25 protein-coding genes and 2 tRNA genes are annotated in these 26,551 nt (G+C 70.4%); 14 read left to right on the plus strand and 13 right to left on the minus strand.

What is annotated here, in order from left to right; genetic code table 11:
• Nucleotides 1-80 precede the first annotated feature (80 nt).
• Entirely contained in the window at nucleotides 81-2,708 is a 2,628-nt protein-coding gene (valS, locus tag N553_RS0114275; RefSeq protein WP_028047099.1) for a valine--tRNA ligase, read from the plus strand.
• 57 nt (nucleotides 2,709-2,765) lie between these two features.
• On the opposite strand, the gene N553_RS0114280 is transcribed toward valS, so the two are convergent.
• The 7 genes from N553_RS0114280 to N553_RS0114310 form a co-directional block, all read right to left on the minus strand.
• Nucleotides 2,766-3,962: a hypothetical protein gene (locus N553_RS0114280; protein WP_028047100.1), complete on the minus strand. Its 1,197-nt coding sequence runs from the start codon at nucleotides 3,960-3,962 to the stop codon at nucleotides 2,766-2,768.
• Nucleotides 3,963-4,103: 141 nt separating this feature from the next.
• The gene (locus tag N553_RS0114285) at nucleotides 4,104-4,418 is read right to left on the minus strand and encodes a chorismate mutase (protein WP_028047101.1); all 315 of its coding nucleotides are present in this window, start codon (nucleotides 4,416-4,418) and stop codon (nucleotides 4,104-4,106) included.
• A 31-nt stretch (nucleotides 4,419-4,449) separates the two neighbouring features.
• Nucleotides 4,450-5,727, minus strand: a complete 1,278-nt coding sequence (gene clpX, locus N553_RS0114290; protein WP_028047102.1) for an ATP-dependent Clp protease ATP-binding subunit ClpX — start codon at nucleotides 5,725-5,727, stop codon at nucleotides 4,450-4,452.
• A 212-nt stretch (nucleotides 5,728-5,939) separates the two neighbouring features.
• On the minus strand, nucleotides 5,940-6,641 hold the full coding sequence (locus tag N553_RS0114295; protein ID WP_028047103.1) for an ATP-dependent Clp protease proteolytic subunit: 702 nt from the start codon (nucleotides 6,639-6,641) through the stop codon (nucleotides 5,940-5,942).
• 46 nt (nucleotides 6,642-6,687) lie between these two features.
• A complete protein-coding gene (locus tag N553_RS0114300; protein ID WP_028047104.1) occupies nucleotides 6,688-7,305 on the minus strand; it encodes an ATP-dependent Clp protease proteolytic subunit in 618 nt (205 codons plus the stop codon).
• Between the two features lie 276 nt (nucleotides 7,306-7,581).
• Nucleotides 7,582-8,979: a trigger factor gene (tig, locus tag N553_RS0114305; protein ID WP_034622681.1), complete on the minus strand. Its 1,398-nt coding sequence runs from the start codon at nucleotides 8,977-8,979 to the stop codon at nucleotides 7,582-7,584.
• 123 nt (nucleotides 8,980-9,102) lie between these two features.
• Nucleotides 9,103-10,395: a glycosyltransferase gene (locus N553_RS0114310; RefSeq protein ID WP_028047106.1), complete on the minus strand. Its 1,293-nt coding sequence runs from the start codon at nucleotides 10,393-10,395 to the stop codon at nucleotides 9,103-9,105.
• 190 nt (nucleotides 10,396-10,585) lie between these two features.
• Between N553_RS0114310 and N553_RS25120 the strand changes: the two genes are divergently transcribed.
• Both N553_RS25120 and N553_RS24375 read left to right on the plus strand, forming a co-directional pair.
• Nucleotides 10,586-10,777, plus strand: a complete 192-nt coding sequence (locus N553_RS25120; protein WP_156043849.1) for a hypothetical protein — start codon at nucleotides 10,586-10,588, stop codon at nucleotides 10,775-10,777.
• A gap of 14 nt (nucleotides 10,778-10,791) precedes the next feature.
• Nucleotides 10,792-11,541: a PH domain-containing protein gene (locus N553_RS24375; protein ID WP_051640187.1), complete on the plus strand. Its 750-nt coding sequence runs from the start codon at nucleotides 10,792-10,794 to the stop codon at nucleotides 11,539-11,541.
• 15 nt (nucleotides 11,542-11,556) lie between these two features.
• On the opposite strand, the gene N553_RS0114325 is transcribed toward N553_RS24375, so the two are convergent.
• Nucleotides 11,557-11,630 (minus strand) — tRNA-Pro (locus N553_RS0114325).
• A 105-nt stretch (nucleotides 11,631-11,735) separates the two neighbouring features.
• Here N553_RS0114325 and N553_RS0114330 point away from each other — a divergent pair.
• Nucleotides 11,736-11,809 (plus strand) — tRNA-Gly (locus tag N553_RS0114330).
• Between the two features lie 56 nt (nucleotides 11,810-11,865).
• Here the strand turns inward: N553_RS0114330 and N553_RS25685 are convergent.
• Together N553_RS25685 and N553_RS22830 are read right to left on the minus strand one after the other, a co-directional pair.
• Nucleotides 11,866-13,410: a GAF domain-containing protein gene (locus N553_RS25685; protein ID WP_028047107.1), complete on the minus strand. Its 1,545-nt coding sequence runs from the start codon at nucleotides 13,408-13,410 to the stop codon at nucleotides 11,866-11,868.
• Between the two features lie 175 nt (nucleotides 13,411-13,585).
• A complete protein-coding gene (locus tag N553_RS22830) occupies nucleotides 13,586-14,899 on the minus strand; it encodes an MFS transporter (RefSeq protein WP_156043850.1) in 1,314 nt (437 codons plus the stop codon).
• A 202-nt stretch (nucleotides 14,900-15,101) separates the two neighbouring features.
• Here N553_RS22830 and N553_RS0114345 point away from each other — a divergent pair, with 202 nt between their 5' ends.
• The 3 genes from N553_RS0114345 to N553_RS0114355 are packed head-to-tail and all read left to right on the plus strand — an operon-like array spanning nucleotide 15,102 to nucleotide 17,394.
• Complete coding sequence (locus N553_RS0114345; RefSeq protein WP_028047108.1) at nucleotides 15,102-15,926, plus strand: transporter substrate-binding domain-containing protein; 825 nt, start codon at nucleotides 15,102-15,104, stop codon at nucleotides 15,924-15,926.
• A 27-nt stretch (nucleotides 15,927-15,953) separates the two neighbouring features.
• On the plus strand, nucleotides 15,954-16,622 hold the full coding sequence (locus tag N553_RS0114350; protein WP_028047109.1) for an amino acid ABC transporter permease: 669 nt from the start codon (nucleotides 15,954-15,956) through the stop codon (nucleotides 16,620-16,622).
• Nucleotides 16,609-17,394: an amino acid ABC transporter ATP-binding protein gene (locus N553_RS0114355; protein WP_028047110.1), complete on the plus strand. Its 786-nt coding sequence runs from the start codon at nucleotides 16,609-16,611 to the stop codon at nucleotides 17,392-17,394. The genes N553_RS0114350 and N553_RS0114355 overlap by 14 nt, the downstream gene beginning before the upstream one ends.
• A gap of 111 nt (nucleotides 17,395-17,505) precedes the next feature.
• On the opposite strand, the gene N553_RS0114360 is transcribed toward N553_RS0114355, so the two are convergent.
• Nucleotides 17,506-18,267: a GntR family transcriptional regulator gene (locus N553_RS0114360; protein ID WP_081844611.1), complete on the minus strand. Its 762-nt coding sequence runs from the start codon at nucleotides 18,265-18,267 to the stop codon at nucleotides 17,506-17,508.
• A gap of 111 nt (nucleotides 18,268-18,378) precedes the next feature.
• Here N553_RS0114360 and N553_RS0114365 point away from each other — a divergent pair, with 111 nt between their 5' ends.
• The 4 genes from N553_RS0114365 (at nucleotide 18,379) to N553_RS0114380 (ending at nucleotide 22,536) form a co-directional block, all read left to right on the plus strand.
• A complete protein-coding gene (locus N553_RS0114365) occupies nucleotides 18,379-19,521 on the plus strand; it encodes an SIS domain-containing protein (RefSeq protein ID WP_028047112.1) in 1,143 nt (380 codons plus the stop codon).
• Between the two features lies 1 nt (nucleotide 19,522).
• Nucleotides 19,523-20,509, plus strand: a complete 987-nt coding sequence (locus tag N553_RS0114370; RefSeq protein ID WP_028047113.1) for an N-acetylglucosamine kinase — start codon at nucleotides 19,523-19,525, stop codon at nucleotides 20,507-20,509.
• Entirely contained in the window at nucleotides 20,506-21,492 is a 987-nt protein-coding gene (locus N553_RS22835; protein ID WP_197030089.1) for a DMT family transporter, read from the plus strand. Before N553_RS0114370 ends, N553_RS22835 begins: the two co-directional genes overlap by 4 nt.
• A gap of 111 nt (nucleotides 21,493-21,603) precedes the next feature.
• Nucleotides 21,604-22,536, plus strand: a complete 933-nt coding sequence (locus N553_RS0114380) for an aldo/keto reductase (protein WP_028047114.1) — start codon at nucleotides 21,604-21,606, stop codon at nucleotides 22,534-22,536.
• Between the two features lie 112 nt (nucleotides 22,537-22,648).
• Here the strand turns inward: N553_RS0114380 and N553_RS0114385 are convergent, their stop codons facing one another.
• Nucleotides 22,649-24,034 carry a glycoside hydrolase family 6 protein gene (locus tag N553_RS0114385; RefSeq protein ID WP_034622700.1) on the minus strand — a complete coding sequence of 462 codons (1,386 nt, stop codon included), beginning with the start codon at nucleotides 24,032-24,034 and terminating at the stop codon, nucleotides 22,649-22,651.
• Nucleotides 24,035-24,142: 108 nt separating this feature from the next.
• On the opposite strand from N553_RS0114385, the gene N553_RS0114390 reads away from it, so the two are divergent.
• Genes N553_RS0114390 through N553_RS0114400 form a run of 3 tightly spaced genes read left to right on the plus strand, consistent with a single transcriptional unit; the run spans nucleotide 24,143 to nucleotide 26,155 of the window.
• A complete protein-coding gene (locus N553_RS0114390; RefSeq protein ID WP_028047116.1) occupies nucleotides 24,143-24,556 on the plus strand; it encodes a nitroreductase/quinone reductase family protein in 414 nt (137 codons plus the stop codon).
• A 29-nt stretch (nucleotides 24,557-24,585) separates the two neighbouring features.
• Nucleotides 24,586-25,050, plus strand: a complete 465-nt coding sequence (locus tag N553_RS0114395; protein WP_028047117.1) for a GyrI-like domain-containing protein — start codon at nucleotides 24,586-24,588, stop codon at nucleotides 25,048-25,050.
• 55 nt (nucleotides 25,051-25,105) lie between these two features.
• Nucleotides 25,106-26,155, plus strand: coding sequence for a Gfo/Idh/MocA family protein (locus tag N553_RS0114400; RefSeq protein ID WP_028047118.1), 1,050 nt, complete (start codon nucleotides 25,106-25,108; stop codon nucleotides 26,153-26,155).
• 40 nt (nucleotides 26,156-26,195) lie between these two features.
• On the opposite strand, the gene N553_RS0114405 is transcribed toward N553_RS0114400, so the two are convergent.
• Nucleotides 26,196-26,411: a hypothetical protein gene (locus tag N553_RS0114405; protein ID WP_156043852.1), complete on the minus strand. Its 216-nt coding sequence runs from the start codon at nucleotides 26,409-26,411 to the stop codon at nucleotides 26,196-26,198.
• Nucleotides 26,412-26,551: the final 140 nt, after the last annotated feature.

Below are 26,551 nucleotides of genomic sequence, written 5' to 3' on the forward strand. Positions count from 1 at the left end.
CATCCACTGGTCACCGAGCGTTCACGCACCCCGATGGACGCGGAACCGCCGTGGCCCGGGATCTGGGAAGATATGGCCCCATGAGCCCTGAGTCCCCCCTGCGCATCACGGCCCCGCGACACGTCCCGGACAAGGTCTCGCTCGACGGGGTCGAGGAGCGGTGGGACGGCGTGTGGACAGAGCAGGGTCTGCACACGTTCGACCGCACGGCCACGCGCGAGCAGGTGTTCTCGATCGACACCCCGCCGCCGACCGTCTCCGGCTCGCTGCACATCGGCCACGTGTTCTCCTACACGCACACCGACGTCGTCGCCCGGTTCCAGCGCATGCGGGGCCGCGAGGTGTTCTACCCGATGGGCTGGGACGACAACGGCCTGCCCACCGAGCGCCGCGTGCAGAACTACTACGGCGTGCGCTGCGACCCGTCGCTGCAGTACGACCCGACGTTCGAGCCGCCGTTCGACGGTGACGTGCCCAAGGGCTCCCAGCAGGTCCCGGTGAGCCGCCGCAACTTCGTCGAGCTGTGCGAGAGGCTCACGGTCGACGACGAGCGCAAGTTCGAGGCCGTCTGGCGTCGCCTCGGCCTGTCGGTCGACTGGGGCATGACCTACCAGACCGTCTCGGCGGAGTCCCGCGCGGTGGCCCAGCAGGCGTTCCTGCGCAACCTGGCGCGGGGCGAGGCCTACCAGGCGGAAGCGCCGGGCCTGTGGGACGTCACGTTCCAGACGGCGGTCGCCCAGGCCGAGCTCGAGGCGCGCGACTACCCCGGCGCGTTCCACCGGGTCGCGTTCCATCCGTCGAGCGGAGCCGCTGACGGCCCCGTCTACATCGAGACCACGCGTCCGGAGCTGCTCCCGGCGTGCGTCGCCCTCATCGCCCACCCCGACGACGAGCGGTACCAGCACCTCTTCGGCACGACGGTGCGCTCCCCCTTGTTCGACGTCGAGCTGCCCGTGCTCGCGCACCCCGGCGCCGAGCCGGACAAGGGCGCCGGCATCGCGATGTGCTGCACGTTCGGTGACCTCACCGACGTCCAGTGGTGGCGCGAGCTGCAGCTGCCCACGCGCTCGATCATGGGCCGCGACGGCCGCATCCTTCGGGACACCCCGGACTGGATCACGTCCGACGCGGGCCGCGCCACCTACGAGGAGCTCGCCGGCAAGACGACGTTCTCCGCGCGAGAGGCCGTCGTGTCCGGCCTGCGCACGTCCGGTGACCTGGACGGCGAGCCGGTGAAGACGGAGCGCAAGGCGAACTTCTACGAGAAGGGCGACAAGCCTCTCGAGATCGTCACGAGCCGGCAGTGGTACATCCGCAACGGCGGTCGCGACGAGTCCCTGCGCGACGCGCTGCTCGCCCGTGGTGCCGAGCTCGGGTTCAACCCCGAGTTCATGCGCGTGCGCTACGAGAACTGGGTCGGCGGGCTGAACGGCGACTGGCTGGTCTCGCGACAGCGGTTCTTCGGCGTCCCGTTCCCGGTCTGGTACGCCCTCGACGCCGACGGCGAGCCCGTCTACGACACCCCGCTGCTGCCGACCGAGGACCAGCTGCCGATCGACCCGTCGTCCGACGTGCCCGCGGGATACTCGGCCGACCAGCGCGGCGTTCCCGGTGGGTTCGTCGGTGACCCCGACATCATGGACACCTGGGCGACCAGCAGCCTGACCCCGCAGATCGTCGGTGGCTGGCGCACGGACCCCGACCTCTTCGCGCGCGTGTTCCCGATGGACCTGCGCCCCCAGGGCCAGGACATCATCCGCACGTGGCTGTTCTCGACGGTCGTCCGCAGCCACCTCGAGCACGGTTCGCTGCCCTGGTCGTCGGCTGCGATCAGCGGCTGGATCCTCGACCCCGACCGCAAGAAGATGTCGAAGTCGGTCGGGAACGTCGTCACCCCGCTCGGGCTGCTCGAGGAGCACGGTTCCGACGCGGTCAGGTACTGGGCGGCATCTGCTCGCCTCGGTACGGACGCCGCGTTCGAGGTCGGGCAGATGAAGATCGGCCGTCGCCTGGCGATCAAGGTGCTCAACGCCTCGAAGTTCGCCCTGTCGTTCGGCGGGTCCGACGAGCCGTTGTCGCTGGATCCTGCCGACGTGACGGTCGAGATCGACCGCGCGATGCTCGCCGGGCTCGCCGACGTCGTCGAGAAGGCCACCGCCGCCCTGGTCTCCTACGACCACACGCGGGCCCTCGAGCTCTCCGAGACCTTCTTCTGGACGTTCTGCGACGACTATCTCGAGCTGGTCAAGGACCGTGCGTACTCGGAGGGCGAGGGCGCGCAGTCAGCCCGGACCGCCCTGGCGATCGCGCTCGACACCATGCTCCGGCTGTTCGCGCCTGTGCTCCCGTTCGCGACCGAAGAGGTGTGGTCGTGGTGGCGCGAGGGTTCGGTGCACCGCGCCCCGTGGCCCGACGCCACTCCCCTGCGCTCGGCTTCTGGCTCCGCGGACGCGAGCGTCGTCGCTGCGGCCGGCTCCGCCCTGGCGGCGCTGCGCAAGGTCAAGTCCGAGGCCAAGGTCTCGATGCGCACCGAGGTCGCCGCCGTCACGCTCGCCGTGCCCGCAGCGATGCTGGCAGGCGTCACGGCCGCCCTCGACGACGTCCGGTCCGCGGGCCGCGTCACGGGCAGCCTCGACGTCGTCGACGGCGATGCCGACGCCGTCGTCGCGTCGAACGCCGAGCTGGTCCCTCCGCAGCCCGTCGCCTGACCGGCACCTCCGCACAGATGGCCGCCGGTGGGCCATCTGTGCGGAGGTGATGCCGGGCTAGAGGACCGAACGGAGCCGGCCCTGGTCGGCCGACTGGGTCGGCACGGACTCGCTCGGCGTGGAGCCGTCAGACCAGCGCAGGACCGCGCCGATGCCGTCGACCAGGTCCACCGACCCGTTCTCGGCGAACGTCAGGCCCGCGTCCTGGCCGATCGCCGCTCGCACGAGCGCGACGTCGGCGGGAAGCTGTCGTGCGCCGTCCGCCACACCGATGGCTGCCAGGTCCCCCTGCGACGACGCCAGCTGCAGAGGCTCGTCGCCCACCCACAGCTGTCGCTCCGAGAGCCCCTGCGAGAGCGAGTCGACGTGCAGCACGAGCTCGGAGACCTGACCGCGGCGCAGCACCTCGATGACGTCGTCCAACGCGGTCACCGCACCGCCACCACGGCCTTGGGCCTGCCGGAACCGGTCGAGGACGGCATCGCGACGGCGATGACGGAATGCCGTCAGGACCTCGGCGACGCGCCCGTCGAACACGTCGTGGTTGGCACCCTCGCCGCGCGCTCCGCCGGGTACGTCCACGAGCGACTCGGTCACGTGCTGTGCCACGGCCTCGCGCACGAGCGCGACCGCCCGGACGTCCCCGGTGAGCAGCACCACGTCGGGGCTGCGCTCGGACACCCGCTTGTCGAGCAGGTGCGCCACCGCCTCGGCGTTGCGCTGCCACGAGTCCTCGGCACGCGTCTGGCTGCGCCGGTCGAGGCCTCCTTCGCGGGTCTTGTGCACGTCGTCGTGTCCGCCCTCGACGGTCTCGACCTCAGGACCCCCAGCCGTGCGCACGCTCCCGCCCGTGGCCCACGTGAGGTCCGCACCATTGCGGTCCACCGCAACCAGCAGGTAGCTGACGGTCTGGTCGGCCGCACGGATCACAGGGAGGAGGGCAGGGACCGGGCCGAACACGGCGTGTGCTTGGGCGGGCGGCTCAGCCAGCACCCGGTCGACGACCACCGAGTCGGCATCCGAGACGATCACGCGGCCGTGAGGACCCCGCACGCCCGTCGGGGTGGCGACCAGGTCACCGATCTCGTCGAGCACGGGTGCGGGTGCTCCGTCGCGCTCCAGCTGACGCCGGACGGCCTTCCACCGGTCGGCCGCCTCGGCCTCCCCGGCCGCGTCGGCGCGGGTCACGTCCAGGTACACGGTCGTGAACGGTGACGGGCGTCCGAGCAGCGGTTTGAGCCAGTGCAGGTTCATGGGCAGATCCTCCGGGATCGACGCTCCCCGGCGAGCGTTTCGGTTCCCCCCGTACGTACCGCCGGAGCTGACCTTGCCTACCTTCCGCCACCTACGGGTCCAGCGCTACTCCGAACGAGGAACAGGTGCACCGGAACGGCCTCAGGATCGGGTCGCGTGGTCCTGCGCGATCTCCTCGTGGTGCCGGATGACCTCCTCGACGATGAACGCGAGGAACTTCTCGGCGAAGATCGGGTCGAGGTCGGCCTCGTGCGCCAGGTGCCGGAGCCGGGCGACCTGCTGCTCCTCACGGCCCGGGTCGGACGGAGGCATACCGCTGGTGGCCTTGAGCACGCCGACCTGCTGGGTCGCCTTGAAACGCTCGGCGAGCAGGTAGACGAGCGCAGCGTCGATGTTGTCGATGCTGCCGCGCAGCCGCGCCAGGTCCGCAGGGATGGGGACAGGAAGGTCGCTCACGAACGCGATCCTAGGTCCCCGTGGGGGACGCTCAGGCGCTCTTCTCGCGCGGCGGCCGCTTCTCGCGCGGGGTCTCGCGGGGCACCAGCGTCGGGTTCACGTTGTCCAGCACGACGTCGCGCGTGATCTCCACGCGTGCGACGTCGTCACGGCTGGGGACCTCGAACATGACCTGCTGGAGGACCTCTTCCATGATCGCTCGCAGACCACGCGCGCCCGTACCGCGCAGGAGTGCCTGGTCGGCGATCGCAGCCACGGCGCCGTCGTCGAACTCGAGCTCGACACCGTCGATCTGGAACATCCGCTGGTACTGCTTGACCAGGGCGTTCTTCGGCTCGGTCAGGATCCGGACGAGCGCCTCCTGGTCGAGTCGCGCAACCGCGGCGACCACCGGCAGGCGACCGATGAACTCGGGGATCAGGCCGTACTTCTGCAGGTCCTCGGGGCGGACCTCGGAGAACAGGTCACCCTCGTCGACGGACTCCAGCAGGGGTGCACCGAAGCCGACGACCCGCTTGCGGGCGCGTGCCGCGATGATGTCGTCGAGACCCGAGAAGGCCCCCGCCACGATGAACAGCACGTTCGTGGTGTCGATCTGGATGAACTCCTGGTGCGGGTGCTTGCGGCCGCCCTGCGGCGGGACCGAGGCCGTGGTGCCCTCGATGATCTTCAGCAGCGCCTGCTGGACGCCCTCACCGGAGACGTCGCGCGTGATCGACGGGTTCTCGCTCTTGCGGGCGATCTTGTCGATCTCGTCGATGTAGATGATGCCCGACTCGGCCTTCTTGACGTCGTAGTCGGCGGCCTGGATGAGCTTGAGCAGGATGTTCTCGACGTCCTCGCCGACGTAGCCGGCCTCCGTCAGTGCCGTGGCGTCCGCGATGGCGAACGGGACGTTGAGCATGCGGGCCAGCGTCTGCGCGAGGTACGTCTTGCCGGTGCCCGTGGGGCCCACGAGCAGGATGTTCGACTTCGCGATCTCGATCTGGTCGTCGGCCGACCGACCGGCCTCGCCGGCCTGGACGCGCTTGTAGTGGTTGTACACCGCCACCGACAGCGCTCGCTTGGCCGACTCCTGGCCGATGATGTACTGCTCGAGGAACTCGAAGATCTCCTTGGGCTTGGGCAGCTCGACCAGCCCGACCTCGGTGGCCTCCGCCAGCTCTTCCTCGATGATCTCGTTGCACAGCTCGATGCACTCGTCGCAGATGTAGACCCCAGGGCCCGCGATCAGCTTCTTGACCTGCTTCTGGGACTTGCCGCAGAACGAGCACTTCAGGAGATCGGCCCCGTCTCCGATGCGAGCCACGTCGATCCCCTTCCTCGTTTCGCAGCCGCCCGGCGGGCGATGCGTCATTGCTGCGCGACCCCGTGGGGCCGCGTTCCCCCATTGCACACCACACCGGCCGCGATGTCAGCCGAACACACGGGGCGTGATGCTCCGGGTTGGGAAACTCCCCCGGATGGTCCGCGGACCGGGCCGCACGGGTGCGGCCCGGTCCCGGACAGTGGTCCTACCTACTACTTCGGCTGAACTGTCGTCGCGATGACACCTTTTCGGCTCTCGAGTACCTGGTCGACGATCCCGTACTCCTGCGCCTGCTGCGCCGTGAGGATCTTGTCGCGCTCGATGTCCTTGCGCACGAGCTCGATGTCACGCCCGGTGTGGTGGGCGATCGTGAGCTCGAGCCACTCGCGCATGCGGATCAGCTCGTTGGCGTGGATCTCGATGTCCGACGCCTGCGCGTACCCGCCGCCCTCCATCGCTGGCTGGTGGATCAGCACGCGCGCGTTCGGCAGGGCGAGACGCTTGCCGGGCGAGCCGGCCGCGAGCAGCACGGCAGCCGCCGAGGCGGCCTGGCCCAGGCAGACCGTCTGGATGTGCGGCTTGATGTACTGCATCGTGTCGTAGATCGCCGTGAGCGCGGTGAACGAGCCGCCCGGGGAGTTGATGTACAGGATGATGTCGCGGTCCGGGTCGGTGCTCTCCAGGACCAGGAGCTGGGCCATGACGTCGTCGGCCGACGCGTCGTCCACCTGCACGCCGAGGAAGATGATGCGGTCCTCGAACAGCTTGGTGTACGGGTCCTGACGCTTGAACCCGTAGGCGGTGCGCTCCTCGAACTGAGGAAGCACGTACCGCGCTGCGGGCGACGACGGCGCGAGCCCGCCGGGACCGGCAAGCATGCCCGCGCGGGCCATGAACTGGGATTCCATGCTCACGAGATTCTCCTCAAGATGGTGATGGCAGCGGCTCTGGAGGACCGGCTCAGTTGGTGCCGCCGCCACCCGCGACCGAGTTCGCCTGCTCGACCACGTGGTCGATGAAGCCGTACTCGAGCGCCTCGGGCGCGGTGAACCAGCGGTCGCGGTCGGCGTCGCTGTTGATCTGCTCGACGCTCTTGCCGGTCTGCGCGGCGGTCAGCTCGGCCAGCACCGTCTTCATGTGCAGGATCAGCTGGGCGTTGATGCGGACGTCGGTGGCCGTGCCGCCGATACCGCCGGAGGGCTGGTGCATCATCACGCGGGCGTGCGGCGTGGCGTAGCGCTTGCCCTGCGCACCGGACGAGAGCAGGAACTGGCCCATCGAGGCCGCCATGCCCATCGCGATGGTCGCGACGTCAGGCTGGATGAACTGCATCGTGTCGTAGATCGCCATGCCCGCCGTGATCGAGCCTCCGGGCGAGTTGATGTACAGCCAGATGTCCTTGTCGGGGTCCTCGGCCGCCAGCAGCAGCATCTGCGCGCAGATGGCGTTGGCGTTGTCGTCCCGGACCTCCGAGCCCAGCCAGATGATGCGCTCACGCAGGAGCCGGTTGTAGATGGAGTCATTGAGGCCGAATGCCGGGGACTCAGCCCGGGCCAGCGTCGGCACGTACTCGTTCACGAAGGCTCCCTCGTCTGACGGTGACATCTGTCCTGCCTCGCCGGCGGTCCGGGAAAGGGACCCGTCCCACCTGTGCGATGCAGTGACCCTAACGCGCAGCGAGACCCCTCCATGTCCCCGCCGCGGACGTTTTCGCTGACGGCAGAGCCAGGCGCCCGAACGCGCGCGCTCGTCCCAGCGCAGGGGAACCGGCTCATGGCCCGCTCCGGGCGGCCCGCACGCGCGAGGGCCCCGCACCGACGAGCTCGGTGCGGGGCCCTCGGGCAGGCGTGCTGATCAGGCCTTGGCGTCCTCGGTGAACGCGGAGATGTCGCTGGCGGCGTCCGGCTCGGCCTCGGACTCGACGTCCGCGAGGACGGCGGTCTGCTGGGCGAGCTCCTCGGCTGCGTCTTCCTCGTCGGTGCCGATGAAGTCGCTCAGGTCCACCGCGTTACCCGCGGAGTCCTTGACCTCGACACGACGCAGGGCGACCGCGAGGGCCTTCGAGCGCGCGACCTCCGCGACCATGGTGCCGATCTGGCCCTGCTGGTCGATGGTCTGGATGAACGTGTTCGGGTCCATGCCGTACTGACGCGACGCGCTCACGAGGTAGTCCAGCAGCTCGGGCTGGCTGACCTTGATCTCGAGGTTCTCCGCGAGGGTGTCCAGGAGGATCTGGTTGCGCAGCGCGGTCGTCGCCTGCTCGCCGACCTCGGTGCGGTGCTCGTCGTCCTCGAGGCGCCCCTCACCCTCGAGGTGACGGTGCACCTCGGCCTCGACGACGCCCTGCGGGACCGGGATCTCGGTACCCGCGAGCAGCTGCTCGAGCAGCAGGTCACGAGCCTGGACGGCCTGGTTGGACACCTTCGTCTTCGACGCCTGCTCGCGCAGGTCCGCCGTCAGCTCCTCGAGCGTGTCGAACTCGCTCGCGAGCTGCGCGAAGTCATCGTCGGCCTCGGGCAGCTGGCGCTCCTTGACGGTGGTCGCCGTGACGGTCACCAGGGCGGTCTCGCCCTCGTGCTCGCCACCCGCGAGGCTCGTCTCGAACGTCGTGGTCTCGCCGGCGGACAGGCCGGTGAGCGCCTCGTCGAGACCCTCGAGCATGTTGCCCGAGCCGATCTCGTAGCTGACGCCGCTGACCTGGTCGACCTCCTCGTCGCCGATCTTGGCGACCAGGTCCAGGACGACGAAGTCGGTCGCGGCGGCCGGACGGTCGATGCCCACGAGCGTGCCGAAGCGCTCGCGCAGAGCGTCCAGGCGACCCGTGACGTCCTCGTCGGAGACCTCGACGTCGTCGACCGTGATCGCGATGCCGTCGAACGCGGGGACCGTGATCTCGGGGCGGACCTCGACCTCGGCGGTGAAGTGCAGCTCGCCCTCCTCGCCGGCGGGCAGGCCGGGGACCTGGGTGACCTCGACCTCGGGCTGACCCAGCGGGCGCAGCTTGTTCTCGCGGACAGCCTCGGCGTAGAAGCCGGAGAGGCCCTCGTTGATCGCGTGCTCGAGGACCGCGGGACGGCCGATGCGCTGGTCGATGATGCGCGGCGGAACCTTGCCCTTGCGGAAACCCGGGACCACGACGTCCTGCGCGATGTGCTCGTAGGCGTGCGCGATGCTCGGCTTGAGCTCGTCGTACGTCACCTCGACGGTCAACTTGACCTTGGTCGGGTCCAGGGTCTCGACGGCGCTCTTCACTTCGATGGTCTCCAACTGATCGGGTCCGGCGCCGGTGACTCCGGCGATCTCCGTGGTTCTGCGTTGATGCAGGCCGCGCGCAGGCCCTACCGAGGGCGCGCGCTGGCGACCCTCAATCTTACGTCACGGCACGGGGTGGCCCAAAGCCAGCTCCTCGACCACGGCGGTAGTCCGCGCGAGGCCGTCGTGACGTGCGTACTCGTCCGCCAGCTCGGCGGCCCGGCGGCGGTACGAGGGGTCGCCGAGAACCGTGAGCACGCCCGCGCGAACTGCGCCGGGCGACGTCGCGTCGCTGCCGTGGCGCGCCTTGAGGACCACGCCGACGCCGGACCTCTCGACGCGTGCACCCACCTCGGCCCTGTCCTCCGTCCGCCCGGCGACGACCACCGGCACCCCTGCGGCGAGCGCCTGCTGGACACCTCCGAACGCGCCGTCGGTGACCAGGACGTCGACCATCGGCAGCAGCCGGTCGAACGGCATGAACCGCTCCGCACGCATGTTGTCGGGCATCGCCGCCGACGGGGGCGCGGTCGCGACGACGAGGACGTCCTCGAACTGCAGGCCTTCGGCCGCCGGCCAGACGAGTCTCTGGGCGTCCGTCGCAACGGCGCCCTGGGTGACCAGGACCACCGGCCGGGCGAGACGACGGGCCGCGACGACGTCGCCCCACCACGCAGGCGCGTCGACGTGGCGGACCTCCGCGGGCAGAAGCGGACCCACCAGCTCCGCGTTCTCGGGGAGGTCGCCTCGCGGATGCTCGAAGGACGGCACCGAGGCGTGCAGCACCTTGGTCGCGAACGTCTGGGCCCAGTCGAGGAAGAGCCCTGCAGGAACCTCCAGACCCGCGTCCCGCACCTGGCCCTGCGCCGCGTGCTGCGCCTTGCGAAGGATCACGTTCCGCACGAGGGCCGCGAGCGCGAGGCGCAGCGCACGCCGGACGCGACCCGCCGTCGGGTGCGGGCCCTGCCCGAACGGGACCAGGTCCCGGTGGGAGCGCGCGAACGGGCTCACCGTGAAGAGCACGGACGGGGTGTCGTGCACCCGGGCGGCGATCGCGCCGGCGATGAACGCGTCGTCCATCACGATGACGTCTGGCGGCTCGGCCGCGATGATCCCCTCGATGTCCTTCAGGTACCCGGGTACCTGGTCCACCACCAGGTTCAGGACCTCCCACCGGAGCCGCCGGATGCCCCGCCTCGGCGCGCTGCGGTCAGCCGTCCGCGCCCCGGTGCCCTCGACGTCGCGACCGTCCACCATCGGCGCCGCCTGGGCACCGAGCTCCGAGATGGACCCTGCGAACGCACGGCCCGTATAGACGACGACCTCGTGCCCACCCTCGACGAGCGCGCGGGTCAGCGGGAGCGCGGGCCGCACGCGGCCCGCGACAGGGGTGAGCGCGATCAGGATCCTGCTCATCGTCGGGTCTCCCGTGGGGGTCAGCAACGTACCCACGTGAGGGGAGCCTGTCGCACCTGGTGATACGCAGGCACCACATTTCCGCGCACCCGGTCGCGCCACGCCCACGCGCTTCACCCACGGCGATTGGTCCGATTAGTACGCTTCCGACGCCCTTGACGTGCCGGAACGCCGGGACGCCGCTGCCCGGATGACCACACCGAAGGACGTCTCTATGCCGCCGAAGCTCCGGACCGCGCTGATCTGGGCGACGGCGGTCTTCCTCGTGTACGCCGTCGTCACGAGCCCTGACCGTTCCGCCGACGTCGTCCGAGCACTGTGGGACGTGGTCACGGACGCGTTCGCGAGCTTCGCGATGTTCTTCCAGAACCTCACCTCATGACGGGCGTCTGACCCGTGGCCGGCCCGAGCCAGACCGTGTCGCACCCGACGTTCGAGCGCTACCTGGTCCCCGAGGAGCACGTGGTGCTGGCCGTGCGGCTGCACTGGGCCAAGGTCATCGAACCCGTCCTGACGGCCGTGGCCGTGTTCGTCGCCATCGGGTGGCTCGTCGGCCCTGCGGCGCAGGCGTTCGGGGACGGCGCCGAGCTGCTCTGGTGGATCTGGATCGCCGTGCTGGTCCGATCCGCCTGGCTCCTGGCGAGCTGGCGAGCGGAGTGGTTCGTCACGACCGACCGGCGGATGCTGCTGGTCTTCGGGCTGCTGACCCGCAAGGTCGCGATGATGCCGCTGGGCAAGGTCACCGACATGAACTACAAGCGCTCACCGCTCGGCCTGCTCCTCGGCTACGGCGAGTTCGTGCTGGAGTCGGCCGGCCAGGACCAGGCGATGCGCTCGATCCGGTACGTCCGGCATCCCGACGACACCTACCGGGCGATCTGCGCGGTGATCTTCGCGCCGCAGAACGCCGAGCCCCAGCACCGTCCGGCATCGCCGGCTCGCCCACCCGTCGCGCCGCCGCCGTCGTACCTGCCGACGTGGCCGCCTGCACCGTCCTCCAGGCCGTCCGACGATGTGACGCAGCTCATCCCCGCGCGGCGGATCGGCCCCGTCGACGCCGACGACGACGTCGGTCCGGGCTGGGACGTGTCCGAGACGCCGTCCCGGTACATCGACCTTCGCACAGACCAGAGCGACGGGGCCTGAAGCCCTGTTTCTCGGTCGGGATGGCGGGATTCGAACCCACGACCTTCCGCTCCCAAAGCGGACGCGCTACCAACCTGCGCCACATCCCGGCGCACCCGACCAGGCCCGGAGGCCTGAGGGTGCACGTTGCGTCCTCACACACCCGGTACCCTAGGTGCCGCGGTCCGGACTGCTCACGCAGAGTCCAGACCAGTGCGGACGTAGCTCAATGGTAGAGCCCCAGTCTTCCAAACTGGCTACGCGGGTTCGATTCCCGTCGTCCGCTCCATCGGTCCCGTTCCAGCCGTGGTCGTCCTCGCGCCTGGCCAGGGCCGCGACACCTGCTCAGGCGACGATCCGCCGCGTGGTCTCCAGCTGCTCGTTGAGGACCCCGCTGATCGTGGTCTGGGTCTCGTTGATGCGGGCCACCACGTGCTCGATCTCGGCCAGCGAGCCCACGACCGCGTCGACCTGACCCTGGATGGCCCCGACGCGTGCGTCCACGTCACTCGTCGCGACGGCGGTGGCGTTGGCCAGGTCCTTGACCTCGTTGGCGACGACGGCGAACCCCTTGCCCGCCTCGCCGGCGCGCGCAGCCTCGATCGTCGCGTTCAGCGCGAGCAGGTTGGTCTGCGCGGCGATGCTCCGGATGACCTTGACCACCTCGCCGATCTCCGCGCTGGCGGCGCCGAGGAGCGCGACCTTCGTGTTGGCGTCCTCGGTCAGCGCACGGCCCTCGTTGGCGACCGCCGTCGCGGCGACGACGTTGTCCTCGACCTGCTCGATCAGGGTGACCAGCTGCCCCCCGGCGCTCGTGAGGCGCTCCCCCGACGCGAAGCGGGCCAGTGCGTGCGCGAGCAGGAACGCCGTGCTGCGCAGCGCGTCGGCGCGCGCGTCCGAGAGCGAGAGCCGCGTCGTCGTGAAGAAGTCCATGGTGCCGATCACGGCGCCGTCCACGATGATCGGCAGGCACACGCCGGAGTGCACCCCTGCTCGACCGGCGGCGGGGGCCCGGACGCAGTCGGTCATCTCGGCCAGGTCCGGCACGAAGACCAGGTCGCGGGAGCGCCAGGCGCGTCCGGACAGCCCGACCCCTTCGCGGAAGGACGCGGCGAGCGTCACCTGGCGGAACTCGGCGCCGGCGCTGCCCGACTCCTGGACGAAGTGCAGCGCGTCGTCGGCGGGGTCGACGGCCCAGTACGAGCCGTACTCCCAGCCGAAGCCCTCCCGGACGGTGTCGAGTGCGGCGCTGTACGCGGCCTCGTAGGTGGCGGCCGTCGTGATCGCACGCAGCACCTTGTTCACGGCAGCCAGGTCACGGGCCGCAGCCTCCTGCGCTTCGGCGACCGCGCCCCGGGCCAGCGCCTGCGAGACGAGCACGCCGATGCTGCGCAACGTCGCGCGTCGCAGCGTCGAGACCTCGCGCTGCGAGGTCGACATGAAGTCCATCGTCGCGACGACACGCCCGTTGACGATGATCGGGAAGCACACGGCCGAGCGGACACCCACCTTGCGCGCGACAGGTGCGCGCACGCAGTCCGTGACGGCACCGAGGTCATCGACGACCACGAGGTCGCGGCTCTTCCACGCTCTGCCCGAGAGCCCGACGCCCTCGTCGAACGTCGCCTCGGCCGTCACGCGTCGGAACTCGGCGCTGACGTCGCCCGAGTCCTGCGCGAACTGCAGGACGCCGGGCGCGCCGATCGTCCAGTAGGAGCCGTAGCTCCAGCCGAAGCGCGAGCGGACGAGGTCGAGGACGCTCGCCACCTTCGCCGCGCTCGTCCCGGCTGCGTCCAGCGCCTTCACCACGGCGGTGATCGCGTCGATGTTCGCTGCGCCCTCGTCGTCGGGCAGGGCTGGCGTGGTGATCGGGGCTCCGCGGCGAAACATGGTGGACTCCTGCGCTTCGAGGCAGCGATCGGACCGGTGCCTTTCCCCCACCTGATCGGCTGGGTGCACCGAGGCCTGAGCATTCGCACGCTCCGTTCCGGTGACGTTGCCCGCCTGCATCCGCGTTCGGCGGCCGTGTGGCGTCCGTCCGGTCGATATCCAGCTGTGGGAGACGTCAGGCCGGAACGAGCGCACGGACCCCGGTCGACGCCCGCACCGCCCGTGCGGCCGCGCCGAGCCCTCCTGCGAGGACGCAGGCGGCGACGACGACGGCCGCAAGCGACGCGGCGCCACCGATTCCCAGTGCGGCGCGCGCTCCGAGCGTGTCCGTCAGCCACCCGACGAGCGGGGCGCCCACCATCGACGCGACGGAGCCGACGAGCCCCTGGACAGCAAGGACCCGGCCACGCACGTGACCCGGCGCCAACAGCTGGACGGTCGTCGACACCGCTGTGTCGTAGACGATGCAGCAGGCAGCCACCCCGAGCATGGCTCCGGCGAACACCCAGGTCGTGGGGGCGGCGCCGGAGCCGCCCTGGAGCAGCGCAGCGGTCGCCGCGGCGCCCAGCAGCACCGGCATGCGTAGTCGAGGCAGCCGAGCCGCCACGGCAGCACCGACGAGGGCACCGATCGAGAAGCATGTGAACAGGCGTCCGTACAGGCTGGGCCCACCGTGGAAGGTCTGCTCGGCCATCGCTGCCATCGTCACCTGGAAGTGACGGCCCACCGCACCGGTGACCATGCCCGTGGCAAGGACGACGACGAGCTGCCTGCTCGCCAGCACGTGCCGGATGCCGTCTCGTACGCGGCTCGACCCCCGCTCGGCCCTCTCCATCGGGTGGAGGAGGTCTGTCCGCAGCCGCAGGATCGTGAGTGCGACGACCGTGAACGACACCGCGTCGATCGCGAAGACCGCCCACGGGCCCGGCCCTGCGAGCACCACCGACCCCGCTCCCAGGCCCAGCACCCAGCCGGTGGAGTGCGTCACAGAGCCGAGGGCGATCCCGTTCGACATGTTGTCCCGGCCGAGGACCTGGGCCAGCAGCCTGCCGAAGCAGGGTCCGTCCAGCACTCCGAGGACGCCGGTGAGGACTGCGAACACATACAGGTGCCACAGCCGGGCGTGGCCGCCCGCAGTCATCGTCGCCAGCACGCCGGCGAGCACCGCATAGGCACCTTGCGTGAACGGCAGGACGCGGCGCGCGTCGAGCCTGTCCGCGAGCGCCCCACCCACCAGACCGAGGACGAGGGTGGGCGCCTGCTTGACCGCGATGAGTGCGCCGAGCGCGGCGGCCGACCCCGTCATGTCGAAGACGAGCCACCCCAGTGCGGCGGTCGACATCCACGAGCCGACGTTGGAGACCAGGTCCGCGAACGCCCACCGTCGGTAGTTCGGCAGAGCCAGCGACCGCAGCGCGACGGGAAGACGAACGGTGCGGCGCAGGGTGCGGGCAGGCGGAGGCTCGGGCGCGCCGGGGTGGGGGTTCACGAGCCAGCCATCGGCTGTCGACTCCGAGAACTGACCAGCGAGGTGTGCTGCCTCCGTCACACCGGGCCATGGCGCGCCCGCGAGACACTGTCTCGCAGCCGTGGAGGCTCGCGCTGCGCTGGCGTGGGCAGCGGTGCGGTCGCCGTCCGCCCCGCGCTGTAGTTGGCTGGTCACACTTGCCGGCGTCGACCAGGGATCCGCGATGACCTCAGCCAGAGCACTGCGCGGTGCGGCCGTGCTCGTCGGCCTCGCCGCAGCCCTCGCCGCCTGCTCGTCGGGAGGGTCGGACGGGACGCCGTCCGGTGGGTCCCCGGGCGTGGACACCTCGCTGGCGGACATCCAGGAGGCAGGGGTCCTCGTCGTCGCGACGGAAGGGACCTACCGCCCGTTCTCGTTCCACGCCGGCGGCTCCGGCGATCTGACGGGCTTCGACGTCGAGATCGCCCAGGCGGTCGGCGAGAAGCTCGGCGTCGAGGTCGACTTCCAGGAGACGCAGTGGGACGCGATCTTCGCCGGGCTGGACGCGGGCCGCTTCGACATGATCGCGAACCAGGTGACCCTGACCCCGGAGCGCGAGGCCAAGTACACGTTCTCCCAGCCGTACACGGTCTCGACCGGCGTGCTGGTCGTGCGGGCCGACAACACGGACATCTCCTCGTTCGAGGACCTCGACGGGAAGACGTCGGCGCAGTCGCTGACGAGCGTCTGGTACACCCTCGCGGAGGATCACGGTGCGACCGTCGAAGCGGTGGAGGGCTGGGCGCAGGCCGTCGCGCTGGTCGAGCAGCAGCGCGTGGACGCGACGATCAACGACAAGCTGACCTACCTCGACTACGCCACGACGGAGGACGCCTCGGGCGTGAAGGTGGTCGCGGAGACCGACGACACGTCGCAGAGCGCCTTCCCGTTCGCCAAGGGCAGCACGTCACTGGCAGCGGCCGTGGACGACGCCCTCGATGCGCTCAGGGCTGACGGCACGCTGGCGGAGATCTCGACGAAGTACTTCGGTGCCGACGTCACGCAGTGATCCCGCCCGTCGCGCGCGGCGGTGCTGATGGACGAGACCTCCGTGGAGCTGTTCGTCAGCTCCCTGCGGCCGCTGATCGTGGCGGCGGTCACCGCCACCATCCCGCTCGCGGTCATCTCGTTCGTCTTGGGTCTCGTGCTCGCCCTGGTGCTCGCGCTCATGCGGCTGTCGAGCCGGCCGTGGGTCTCGGGTGTGGCTCGCGTCTACATCTCGGTGATCCGCGGCACACCCCTGCTGGTCCAGCTGTTCGTGATCTTCTACGGCCTGCCGTCGATCGGTGTGGTCATCTCTCCGTGGCCGTGCGCGATCCTCGCGTTCACGCTCAACGTCGGCGGTTACGCCGCGGAGGTCATCCGTGCGGCCATCCTGTCGGTGCCCAAGGGCCAGTGGGAGGCGGCGTACATGATCGGCATGTCCCGCTCCACGGCGCTGAAGCGGATCATCCTGCCGCAGGCCGCGCGCGTGTCCGTGCCGCCGCTGTCCAACACGTTCATCAGCCTGGTCAAGGACACCTCCCTGGCGTCGCTCATCCTGGTCACGGAGCTGTTCCGTGAGGCGCAGCGGATCGCGGCCTTCAGCCAGGAGTTCATGCTGCTGTACGTCGAGGCCGCGCTCATCTACTGGCTGATCTGCCTGGTGCTGTCGTCGGGCCAGGGCCGGCTGGAGACGCGATTGGACAGGTATGTCGCCCACTGAACCCACGGTCCCCGCGGGCGCCCCGCTGCTCGACGTCGTCGGGCTCCGCAAGAGCTTCGGCTCGAACGAGGTGCTGCGCTCGGTGGACCTGTCGGTCGCCGCGGGCCAGGTGCTCGCCATCATCGGGCCGTCGGGTTCGGGCAAGACGACGGCTCTGCGGTGCCTGAACGGGCTCGAGGTGGCCGACGGCGGGACGATCACCATCGAGGGCGCGTCGACCGTGGACTTCGGCGTCCCACCGTCCAAGGCCCAGCTGTCCGCGCTGCGGGACGAGTCCGCGATGGTGTTCCAGCACTACAACCTCTTCCCCCACAAGACGGCTCTCCAGAACATCGTCGAGGGACCGCGGATCGTGCAACGCCGGCCCGAGGCGGAGGTTCGGGCCGAGGCGCTCGAGCTGCTGGAGCGAGTGGGCCTGTCCGACAAGCGCGACACTTACCCGTTCGAGCTGTCCGGCGGGCAGCAGCAGCGGGTCGGCATCGTCAGGGCTCTCGCGCTGCGCCCTCGCCTGCTCCTGTTCGACGAGCCGACCTCGGCCCTGGACCCGGAGCTCGTCGGCGACGTGCTCACGCTCATCAAGGAGCTCGCGGTGGAGGGGTGGACCATGGTGATCGTGACCCACGAGCTGCAGTTCGCCCGCGAGGTCGCCCACGAGGTGGCGTTCATCGACGCGGGCACCGTCGTCGAGCGCGGGCACCCCGACCAGCTGCTGCGCGATCCGCAGCACGAGCGGACCCAGCAGTTCCTACGCCGGCTCCTGCACCCGTTCTGACCACGCACCGCGGGTGCCGACGGGGATGCCCGGATCACCTGCGAGCGTTCGTCGCCGGCCGGCGGAGCGGGATCGGAACCGCTCGCGGGACTCAACCAGCGGCGTGGGCGCTCAGTCCGTGATGGACGCGTGGAACGTGTACCGGTCCCCCCTGTAGGCCTGGTCGGTGAGCTCGATGGGTACGTTGTGCTGGTTGAAGGTCAGCTGCGTGGCGAAGAGGATCGGGACGGCCCCGTCGATCTCCAGCAGCTTCCGCTCCTCGTCTGTGGGGTTGCGCGCCTCGACGGAGTAGTCCGCGTAGCGCGGCACCTGCGGCGGGTCCGCCGCCCGCAGCAGCCCGTACAGAGATGCCTCGGCGAAGTCGGCCTCGACCAGCGTCGGCGCGAGGTCCAGCGGTAGGCGGTTGTGCTCGACCGCCACTGCCAGATCGTTGAGGTAGCGAACCCGGCGCATCTCGAACAGCGCGGTGCCCGGAGCCGCACGTAGGGCTTCAGCTTCCTTCACGGTCGCCGGGCGGGTCGTGGTCTCCAGCACTCGGCTGCGCATCCGCAGTCCCCGGGCGGCGGCAAGGTCGGCGAAGCCCTGGACGTGGTCCCGGCCGAGGCGTCCGGCGCCCTCCAGGGCCCCCGGCGCGACGGCCCATCCTCGCGCGGGCAACGAGACGAGCACGCCCTGGGACTTGAGCTCGTTCAGCGCCTTGCGCACCGTGACGCGGGAGACGCCGAAGCGCTCCACGAGGCGCCGTTCCGAGGGAAGCCGGGCCCCACCCGCCGTGGCGTCGCGCTCGAGCTCGGCCCGGATCTCGTCGGCCAGTCGCTCGTACAGGGGGCGCTCGTCGGCTCCGAACAGAGCGTGATCCCGCTCAAGTGACATGACCAGCAGAATACCAGTCGCCGCTGGGTCCAGTTTAATACCAGTTACATACTGTTGACAGTCCAGTGCGTGACCGCTTACGGTCCGGGAACACGATCCAAGGAGACATCGATGAGCACGCAGACGAGTGCGGCGCTGGACTCGTGCCAGACCGGTACGGAGATCGCGCAGCAGCCCCGCGTGTGGCGGGAGATCTCCGCCCTTGTCACCGAGCGACGCGAGGCACTCGACCGCTTCCTGGCCGACGCGACGGCCGACCCCCGATCGGTCATCCTTCTGGCGGGCGCGGGGACGTCATCGTTCATCGGGGAGCTTGTCGCCTCGGAGGTGGCGCGGTACGCCGGGCGGACCACGACGGCGGTCCCCACGACGGACATCGTGGCCGCGCCGGCCACCGCCGTCCCCTCCGATCGGCCGGTCCTCCTGGTGTCCTTCGCCCGCAGCGGCGACAGCCCCGAGTCCGTGGCGGCCGTCCAGCTCGCCGACCGGGTCGCTGGCGCGGTCCGGCACCTCGTCATCACCTGCAACGCCGACGGAGCGCTGGCGCGACACTGCGCGGGCCGCTCCGACTCGTTCGTCCTGACGCTGCCAGCGGTGGCCAACGACGAAGGCTTCGCGATGACGTCGTCGTTCACCGGGATGGCGCTGGGCACGCTGCTCGTTTTCGGCTCGACCGTGGACGCCACCGTGCTCGCCGCCGCAGGCGACGCGGTCCGTGCTGTCGTCGAGGAGGCGGTCGGCCCGGTCGTCGCGCTGCACCCGCGCCGGGTGGTGCACCTGGGGTCAGGGGCTCTCCAGGGCCTCGCTCACGAGGGCGCTCTCAAGTGCCTGGAACTCACCGCGGGCCGGATCCTCGCCCTGGCAGACTCGCCGATGGCCTTCCGGCACGGACCCAAGTCGGCGCTCGACGCCACCACGGTCGCGATGGTCTACCTCTCGAACGACCCCTACACCCGGCGGTACGACCTCGATCTCGCCCGCGAGCTCTGGACCGGCCTCGGTCTCGACAGGGTGGTCGTCATCGAGGGCACGGGCGACGTCGACCTACCTGTCGCCACCTGGACGGTGCCGGGCGTCGCCGGCCTGCCCGACGCCGAGTGGGGACTACCGGCGGCCCTCTTCGCCCAGACCTTCGCGCTGACCGCATCGCTCGCCGAAGGGCTGAGCCCGGACAACCCCTTTCCCGGCGGCGAGGTCAACCGCGTCGTCCAAGGCGTGGTCATCCATCCGTACACCGGTCTCAAGGGAGAGTGACATGTATCTCGGCGTCGACGGTGGGGGCACCAAGACAGCGTTCTGCCTGCTCGACGACGACGGTGTGGTCGTCGCGGAGAGCCGTCAGGCGAGCATGTACTACTTCACCGACGGCATCGAGCTCGTCGAGAAGGTGCTGCGAGCAGGCGTCGCGGAGGTGTGCGAGACCGCCAGGACCTCCGTCGGCACCTTGACCTCGTCCTTCGTCGGCATCCCGTGCTACGGCGAGGTCAGCGCCGACCTGCCCGAGCTGGACGCCATCCTCGGGCGTGCGCTCGGAGACGGACTCCACGCCTGCGGCAACGACATGGTCTGCGGCTGGGCCGGCTCGCTCGGCGGTGGAGACGGGATCAACGTCGTCTCCGGGACCGGGTCCATCGCCTACGGCGAGCGGGGCGGCGCCAGCTGGCGTGCCGGCGGGTGGGGCGAGCTGTTCGGCGACGAGGGGTCCGGCTACTGGGTCGCCATCCAAGGGCTGAACGCCTTCACGCGCATGAGCGACGGCCGGCTGCCCCCAGGCCCACTCGTCGACGCGGTCCGGCAGGCGCTCGACCTCACGACCGACCTCGACGTGGTCGACATCGCGCTGAACCGGTGGCACGGCGACCGCGCCAAGATCGCTGCGGTGAGCCACGCCGTCGCGCGGGCTTCGCACGACGGTGACGCGACGGCGACCGAGATCTTGCGGACCGCCGGACGCGAGCTCGCTCTGCTGGTCGACGTCGTGGCCGACGCCCTCGGCTTCGACGCGGAGGACGCGATCCCGGTCTCCTACTCGGGCGGCATGTTCACCGCTCCGCTGGTCCTCGAGTCCTTCACCGAGCACGTGCGCACCGCACCCCGCTCGTACGAGGTCCGCCTCCCCCTCCTGCCGCCGCACGTCGGTGCCGCCGTCTACGCGGCGCGCCTGGCGGGGCGTCAGTTCGACGCAGAGCAGCTTCGGCGCCTCCAGTCCCCCGCCCCCACCTCGGAAGGTCTCCCCTCATGAGCTCCAACGGCAACATGGCCCTGCTCCGACGTGGCACCACCAGCTGGATCCCCTACGCGGCTCTCCTCGTCCTGTTCTGGGGGGTCTGGGGCGCGTTCTCGAGCCAGCCGACAGTGAGATACGGCTATCCCGACGAGATGATCTACATCGTCTGGGCCTTCACGATGCTCATCCCGGCGTACTTCTCGATGCGCGGACGGACCTTCGACCGCAGCGGCGTCGCGATGAGGTACGGCCTGCTCATCGGCCTCACCGGAGCCGGCGGGCAGCTGTTGCTGTTCAAGGCGCTGACCATGGGGCCCGCCTACATCATCTTCCCGATCATCGCCCTGTCGCCGGCAATCACCGTCCTCATGGCGGTGCTCATCCTGCGCGAGCGCATCAACCGCCTCACCGCTCTCGGCATCGCGATGGCACTCGTCGCCATCGTCGCCTTCTCGATCTCCTCGGGAGACTCCGAGGTCGCGGCGGGACCGTACATCCTCCTGGCGGTGCTGATCTGCATCGCGTGGGGCGTCCAGGCCTACTTCATGCGCAAGGCAGCCACGGTCGGGGTCAACGACGCCACGACCTTTGCCTGGATGACGATCAGCGGCCTGGCTCTGGTACCGGTGGCCATCCTCATGATGGGCGGGCTGCCTGGCGGGTACCCGTGGCAGGCGCCGGCGTTGACCGCGGCCACCCAGGTCCTCAACGCAGCAGGGGCGCTCTTCCTCGTCATGGCCCTGAGCCGTGGGAAGGCGTCGATCGTGGCGCCGGTCACCAACGCCCTCGCCCCGGTGCTCACGATCATCCTGTCGCTGCTCATCTACCAGACCTTGCCGTCCGCGTTCCAGACGCTCGGGATCGTCCTCGCACTCGCCGGCTCGACCGTCATGGTCTACGCGGACGAGAAGCGCGGCGAGGAGCTCACCACCGGCGCGGTGACGAACGACGTCGCCGCGTCGCCCGCTCGAACCGTGGACGTCACGCCTGAGGCCTGATGATGACGACAGCCCGTCGCAGTACGGGCGAGGTCGCGTCGGTACCCCGCTGCCACCCGGAACGACGGCAGTGCTTGCGTTCGAGCGCGCTCGAAGATGCAGGGTGTCGCCATGACGGAACTACGGCTGGCACTGGGCACCATCCCGCTGGGCACCACGGTGGAGGAGCGGGACTCCTTCCGGATCCTCGATCGGTTCGTCGAGCTGGGTGGCACCCGGGTCGACACGGCCGACAACTATCCGTTCTGGCAGGACGGGTGCACGGGTGACGAGAGCGAGGCGACGATCGGCCGCTGGCTCGCGGCACGCAGGAACCGGGACGCCGTGGTTCTCTCGACCAAGGTCGGCGCGCGTCCCCGCACCCCGGGCGACCGGACGCTCGACGACGTCGAGGGCCTGTCGGCGAGCGCGATCCGGTCTGCGGCGGAGGGCAGCCTGCGACGGCTGCAGACCGACCGGGTCGACGTGTTCTGGGCGCACGTCGAGGACCGGAGCGTCCCTCTCGAGGAGACTGTCACGGCGTTCGGCGCGCTCGTCGCGGACGGCACGGTGCGCGTCCTCGGCGCGAGCAACCACGCCATGTGGCGCCTCGAACGCGCCCGCCGGATCGCGCGCGACCTGGGCGTCGCACCGTTCACGCACGTGCAGCTGCGCCACACCTACCTGCAGCCACGACCGGGCGTGGCGCTGCCGGAGGGCGGTCACACGCTCGCGACGGGCGAGACGTTCGACTACCTGGCGGCCGAGGGTGACCTGACGCTGTGGGCGTACAACACGTTGATGTTCGGGGCGTACACGCGGCCCGACAAGCCGCTGCAGCGGATCTTCGAGCACCCCGGCACGACGGCCCGGCTCGCCGTGCTGAACGAGGTCGCGGACGAGCTCGGCGTCTCCGCGAACCAGGTCGTCCTCGCCTGGCTCGTCGCGCACGGGGTCGTCCCGATCGTCGGCGCGACACGAGTCGAGCAGGTCGAGGAGGCCGTCGCCGGCGCGAGGCTGTCGCTCGACGCCGCCGTCGTCGACCGTCTGGACGCCCCAGCCTGACTCTGCGACGCCTCGACCCGTTGAGGCCCTCTGGGTCAGTCTCGGAGACGATGATCTCGCCACGTCCGAACAACAGGACGAACGATGGACCTCGTCAAGGGCTCGCAGCCTCCTACCAGTGCGCGTTTCGGGCGAGCTCGAGGGCACCGTCCTGCCACCACTGACCCGCGGGCGGGCCGCCGTTGCACGTGCCGTCGGACTCCCCCGGCGGCTTGACCCACAAGAACGCGTCCAGTCCGGTCGCGTCCTGGACCAGGTCGGGTCGGGCGCCCAGTGCGCGTCCGGGCGGGTTGCACCACTCGCCGTTGGACCCGTTCCCGTTGCGGGACGTGTCGATGACGTACGGGCGACCGCCCAGTCTCGCCGAGATCGCTTCGCCGTACGCCTGCTCGTCCGCCGTCGCGTGGAAGTTCGACGTGTTCAGCGCGAAGCCGGCCGCGTCCGCGAACCCGACCTGGCTCAGCCGGGCGACGGCGTCGTCGACCGACAGCCACGCGTCGTGGCCGATGTCCAGGTAGACCCGGGCACCCGCGGCGGTCAACGACCTCGCCGCGTACTGCAGGTACCCGACCCGATCCCCCTGCCCGGCGCAGTCGCCGAGCTGCGCGAGCGCGTCGGGCTCCAGGATCACCCACGGCTGCCCCTCGATCCCGGCGGCCGCCTGGTCGATCCACTGCGCGTACTCGCTCGTGGACACACCGCCCGCCGAGTACGCGCCACAGTCCCTGCCCGGGATCGCGTACACCACGAGAACTCCTGCGCTGCCGGCGGCCCCTGCCCTAGTCGTGTAGTCACGGACGTCCGTGCTGGCTTGCGACGGCGACAGCCACGAACCCACCCAGTGGGCGGTCGGAGTCGTCGCGATCTTGCCGACGATGGCGCGCGTTTCCCCGGTGGACGCGTCGTACGCCTGGTACGCCTGCGTCTGCGGGTCGGTGAAGAACTCCACGGCCGTCGCCGGGTCGCTGTCCGGGTCTGTGGAGGGGGTGCTGCCGGCCCCAGCGACCGGCTCGGTGCCTGCCGCGGAACACGCTGTCTCGTTGACACGGAAGTCGTCCGGCTGCGGGTTCGAGCCGGCCCAGGTGCCGGTGAACCCGAAGCTGATCGTCTGGCCCGCACCGACGTCCGCGTTGTACGGCATGTTCGTGACGGTCACGGCACTGCCCGCCTGGGCAACCATCCCGTCCCACAGCTCGGTGACGCGCTGCCCGGCGCTGAACTCCCAGGTCACCGTCCATCCCGCCAGGACCGGACCAGGGTTGAGGACGTTCACGTTCGCGGTGAAGCCATCGGCCCACTGGCTCGTGACGACGTAGCTGATCTCGCAGGCGGCCGTCGTCGGAGCAGCGGCAGCGGACGGTGCTCCAGTCGACGTCGGCGCAGGTCCAGGTGACGAGGCGTCACACCCGGCAAGAGCGGCGACCACCAGCGCGCATGCCGCCATGAACGACGCACGGTCTCGGAGAGTGCGCCGGGCTCGTGGGCCGGAAGGAGTCATGGCCATAGTGTCCTCTGCGAGTCGGGCTCGCCGGCCGGCCGCCGCGGTGGTGACGTCGAGCATTGGACAGTCGGTGAGACCCGGCACCCGTGGGGTGACACTGGTCGCATGAGCGACTGGAACCAGCAGATCATCGACGAGTTCCGCTCGAACGGCGGGTTCGTCCACACGAACGGGTTCGGCAAGGGCCTCGTGCTGCTCCACCACAGCGGCGCCAAGACCGGCATCGAGCGGGTGAGCCCCGTGGCCGCGATCGCGGACGACGACGCGTGGCTCGTCGCCGCGTCGAAGGGCGGCGCACCGCAGAATCCCGCGTGGTTCCACAACCTGCTCGCTCATCCCGACGTCGAGATCGAGACGCCCGACGACGGCACCGTGGCTGTCCACGCGACGCAGCTCACCGGTGCCGAACGTGATGCGGCCTGGGCACGGTTCACCGCCCGGTCGGAAGGATTCCGGTCCTACGAGCAGCGCACGACGCGGACCATCCCGGTCGTGCGGCTCACGCGCCGCGCCACCTGACGCTCGCCGATCGACAGAAGGAGCTCACGTTGGACATCACCCTGGAAGAACAGCCGACCGTGCTCGTCGCCGTCCTTCGCGAACGCGTCGCCATGGACGCACTGGTGGCCTTCTACGACCGGGCCTACCGAGCGGCGCTCCAGGAGGTCGCGGCGGCAGGGTTGACCATCACCGGTCCGGCGTTCGGCTGGTACCGCGACATGCCGACGGACTCCGTGGACCTTGCGGCCGGCTTCTGGGTCGGTGCGCAGGCGGTCGGCGCGCTCGCAGGCGGCGTCGAGGTGGTGGAGCTCCCGGGCGGTCCCGCTGCGGTGGGTGTCCACCGCGGCGGCTACGACACCCTGCCGGCAGCATGGGCCGAGTTCCGGACCTGGACCATGCAGCAGGACGCGACCATGCGTGGCGACTTCCTCGAGGTCTACGTCACGGACCCCTCTGCCGTCGCCGAGGCCGACCAGAACGAGACGCGCCTGGTCCTGCCGCTCGTCTCGTGAGGCCGCACGGCGGGCACATCCCAGGCGCTGCATGGGCGGGTGCCAGGCTGTGCCCATGCCGGACCTGACGCTGCCCGAGCCGAGAACACCCGATCCCGCGGACGCACCCCCGCTGCGCTGGGGAGTCCTCGCACCCGGCCACATCGCCGGACACTGGGCTGCTGCGGTCCGCGAGCACACCCGCCAAGGCCTGGTCGCGGTCGGCTCACGCTCGCCGGAGCGCGCTGCGGCGTTCGCGCGCGAGCACGGGATGGACCGGGTGCACACGTCCTACGACGCGCTCGTGGACGATCCCGGCGTCGACGCCGTGTACGTGGCGAGCCCGCACAGCCACCACCGCGACCACGCGCTGCTCGCACTGCGCGCCGGCAAGCACGTCCTCGTCGAGAAGGCATTCACACGCAACGCCGCGGAGGCGCGCGAGCTCGTGTCGGCGGCGCGAGACGCAGGCGTGCTGCTGATGGAGGCCATGTGGACGCGGTACCTCCCACACACGGACGTCGTGCGCCGCGTGCTCGAGGACGGCCTGCTCGGGGACGTGCACCGGATCACCGCTGACTACGGCGTCCGAGCCGTCCAGGACCCAACGCATCGGCTGCTCGATCCCGCGCTTGCCGGCGGGGTGCTGCTGGACCTGGGCATCTATCCCCTGTCGTTCGCCTCGTCGGTCGCTCGCGCGGCGGGCCTGCCCGTGCGTCCGACGGGCGTGCAGGCGGCCGGATCGCTCACGTCCACCGGTGTGGACGCCCAGGTCAGCGCCCAGATAGGGTACGGCCCGGCGCAGGCGCAGGTGTTCACCTCGATGCTCACCGCCTCCGGGCACACCGCGCGGGTCTACGGCTCGCTCGGTCGGATCGAGGTCGACGACCGGTGCTACGTGCCGGCTGGGGTGTCACTGACGATCGGCACGCAGGCGGGCACGTGGGACGCCAACCGGATCCACGGCTACGGGGGCCTGTGCTTCCAGGCTGCTGCGCTCGCGACGTACGCCGCCGAGGGCCGCACGGACTCGCCGCTGCTCCCGCTCGACGAGACCGTCACGATCCTCGAGACGGCCGACGAGATCCGCCGCCAGGTCGGTGTCGTCTACCCGAACGAGACCTGAGCCCTCCGACGTCGTCCGAGGAGGCACGACGTCGGTCGTCTCAGCGGCTCGCGTGCGACGATGCGGCGGCCAGGTCGAGGCTCGCCCGACGCACGTCGTCGTCAGCGGGCTCCTCCAGCAGGTCCCCGTCCCCCAGTCGTGCGAGGGTCCAGCCGGACCGGCGCCTGACGGGGTCCCACCTGGTCGTCCGCAGCGCGAGGACGACGAGCGGCGCGAGCAGGAGCAGGACGACGAGCACGGTCATCACGATTTCCATACCGCCAGAGTCGTCCGCTGCGGACCCGGAGACGAGTGGCAGAAATGCCGTCGATCATCGATCTTCCGCCACTTCACGCGTCGAGTGCCCCGTCCCGTCCGGGTCGCCGTCGAACACCCTGATCCGGCCCGTCGAGGGAC

Source organism: Cellulomonas sp. URHE0023 (assembly GCF_000688475.1).
In the GTDB taxonomy this organism is placed as follows: Bacteria; Actinomycetota; Actinomycetes; order Actinomycetales; family Cellulomonadaceae; genus Cellulomonas.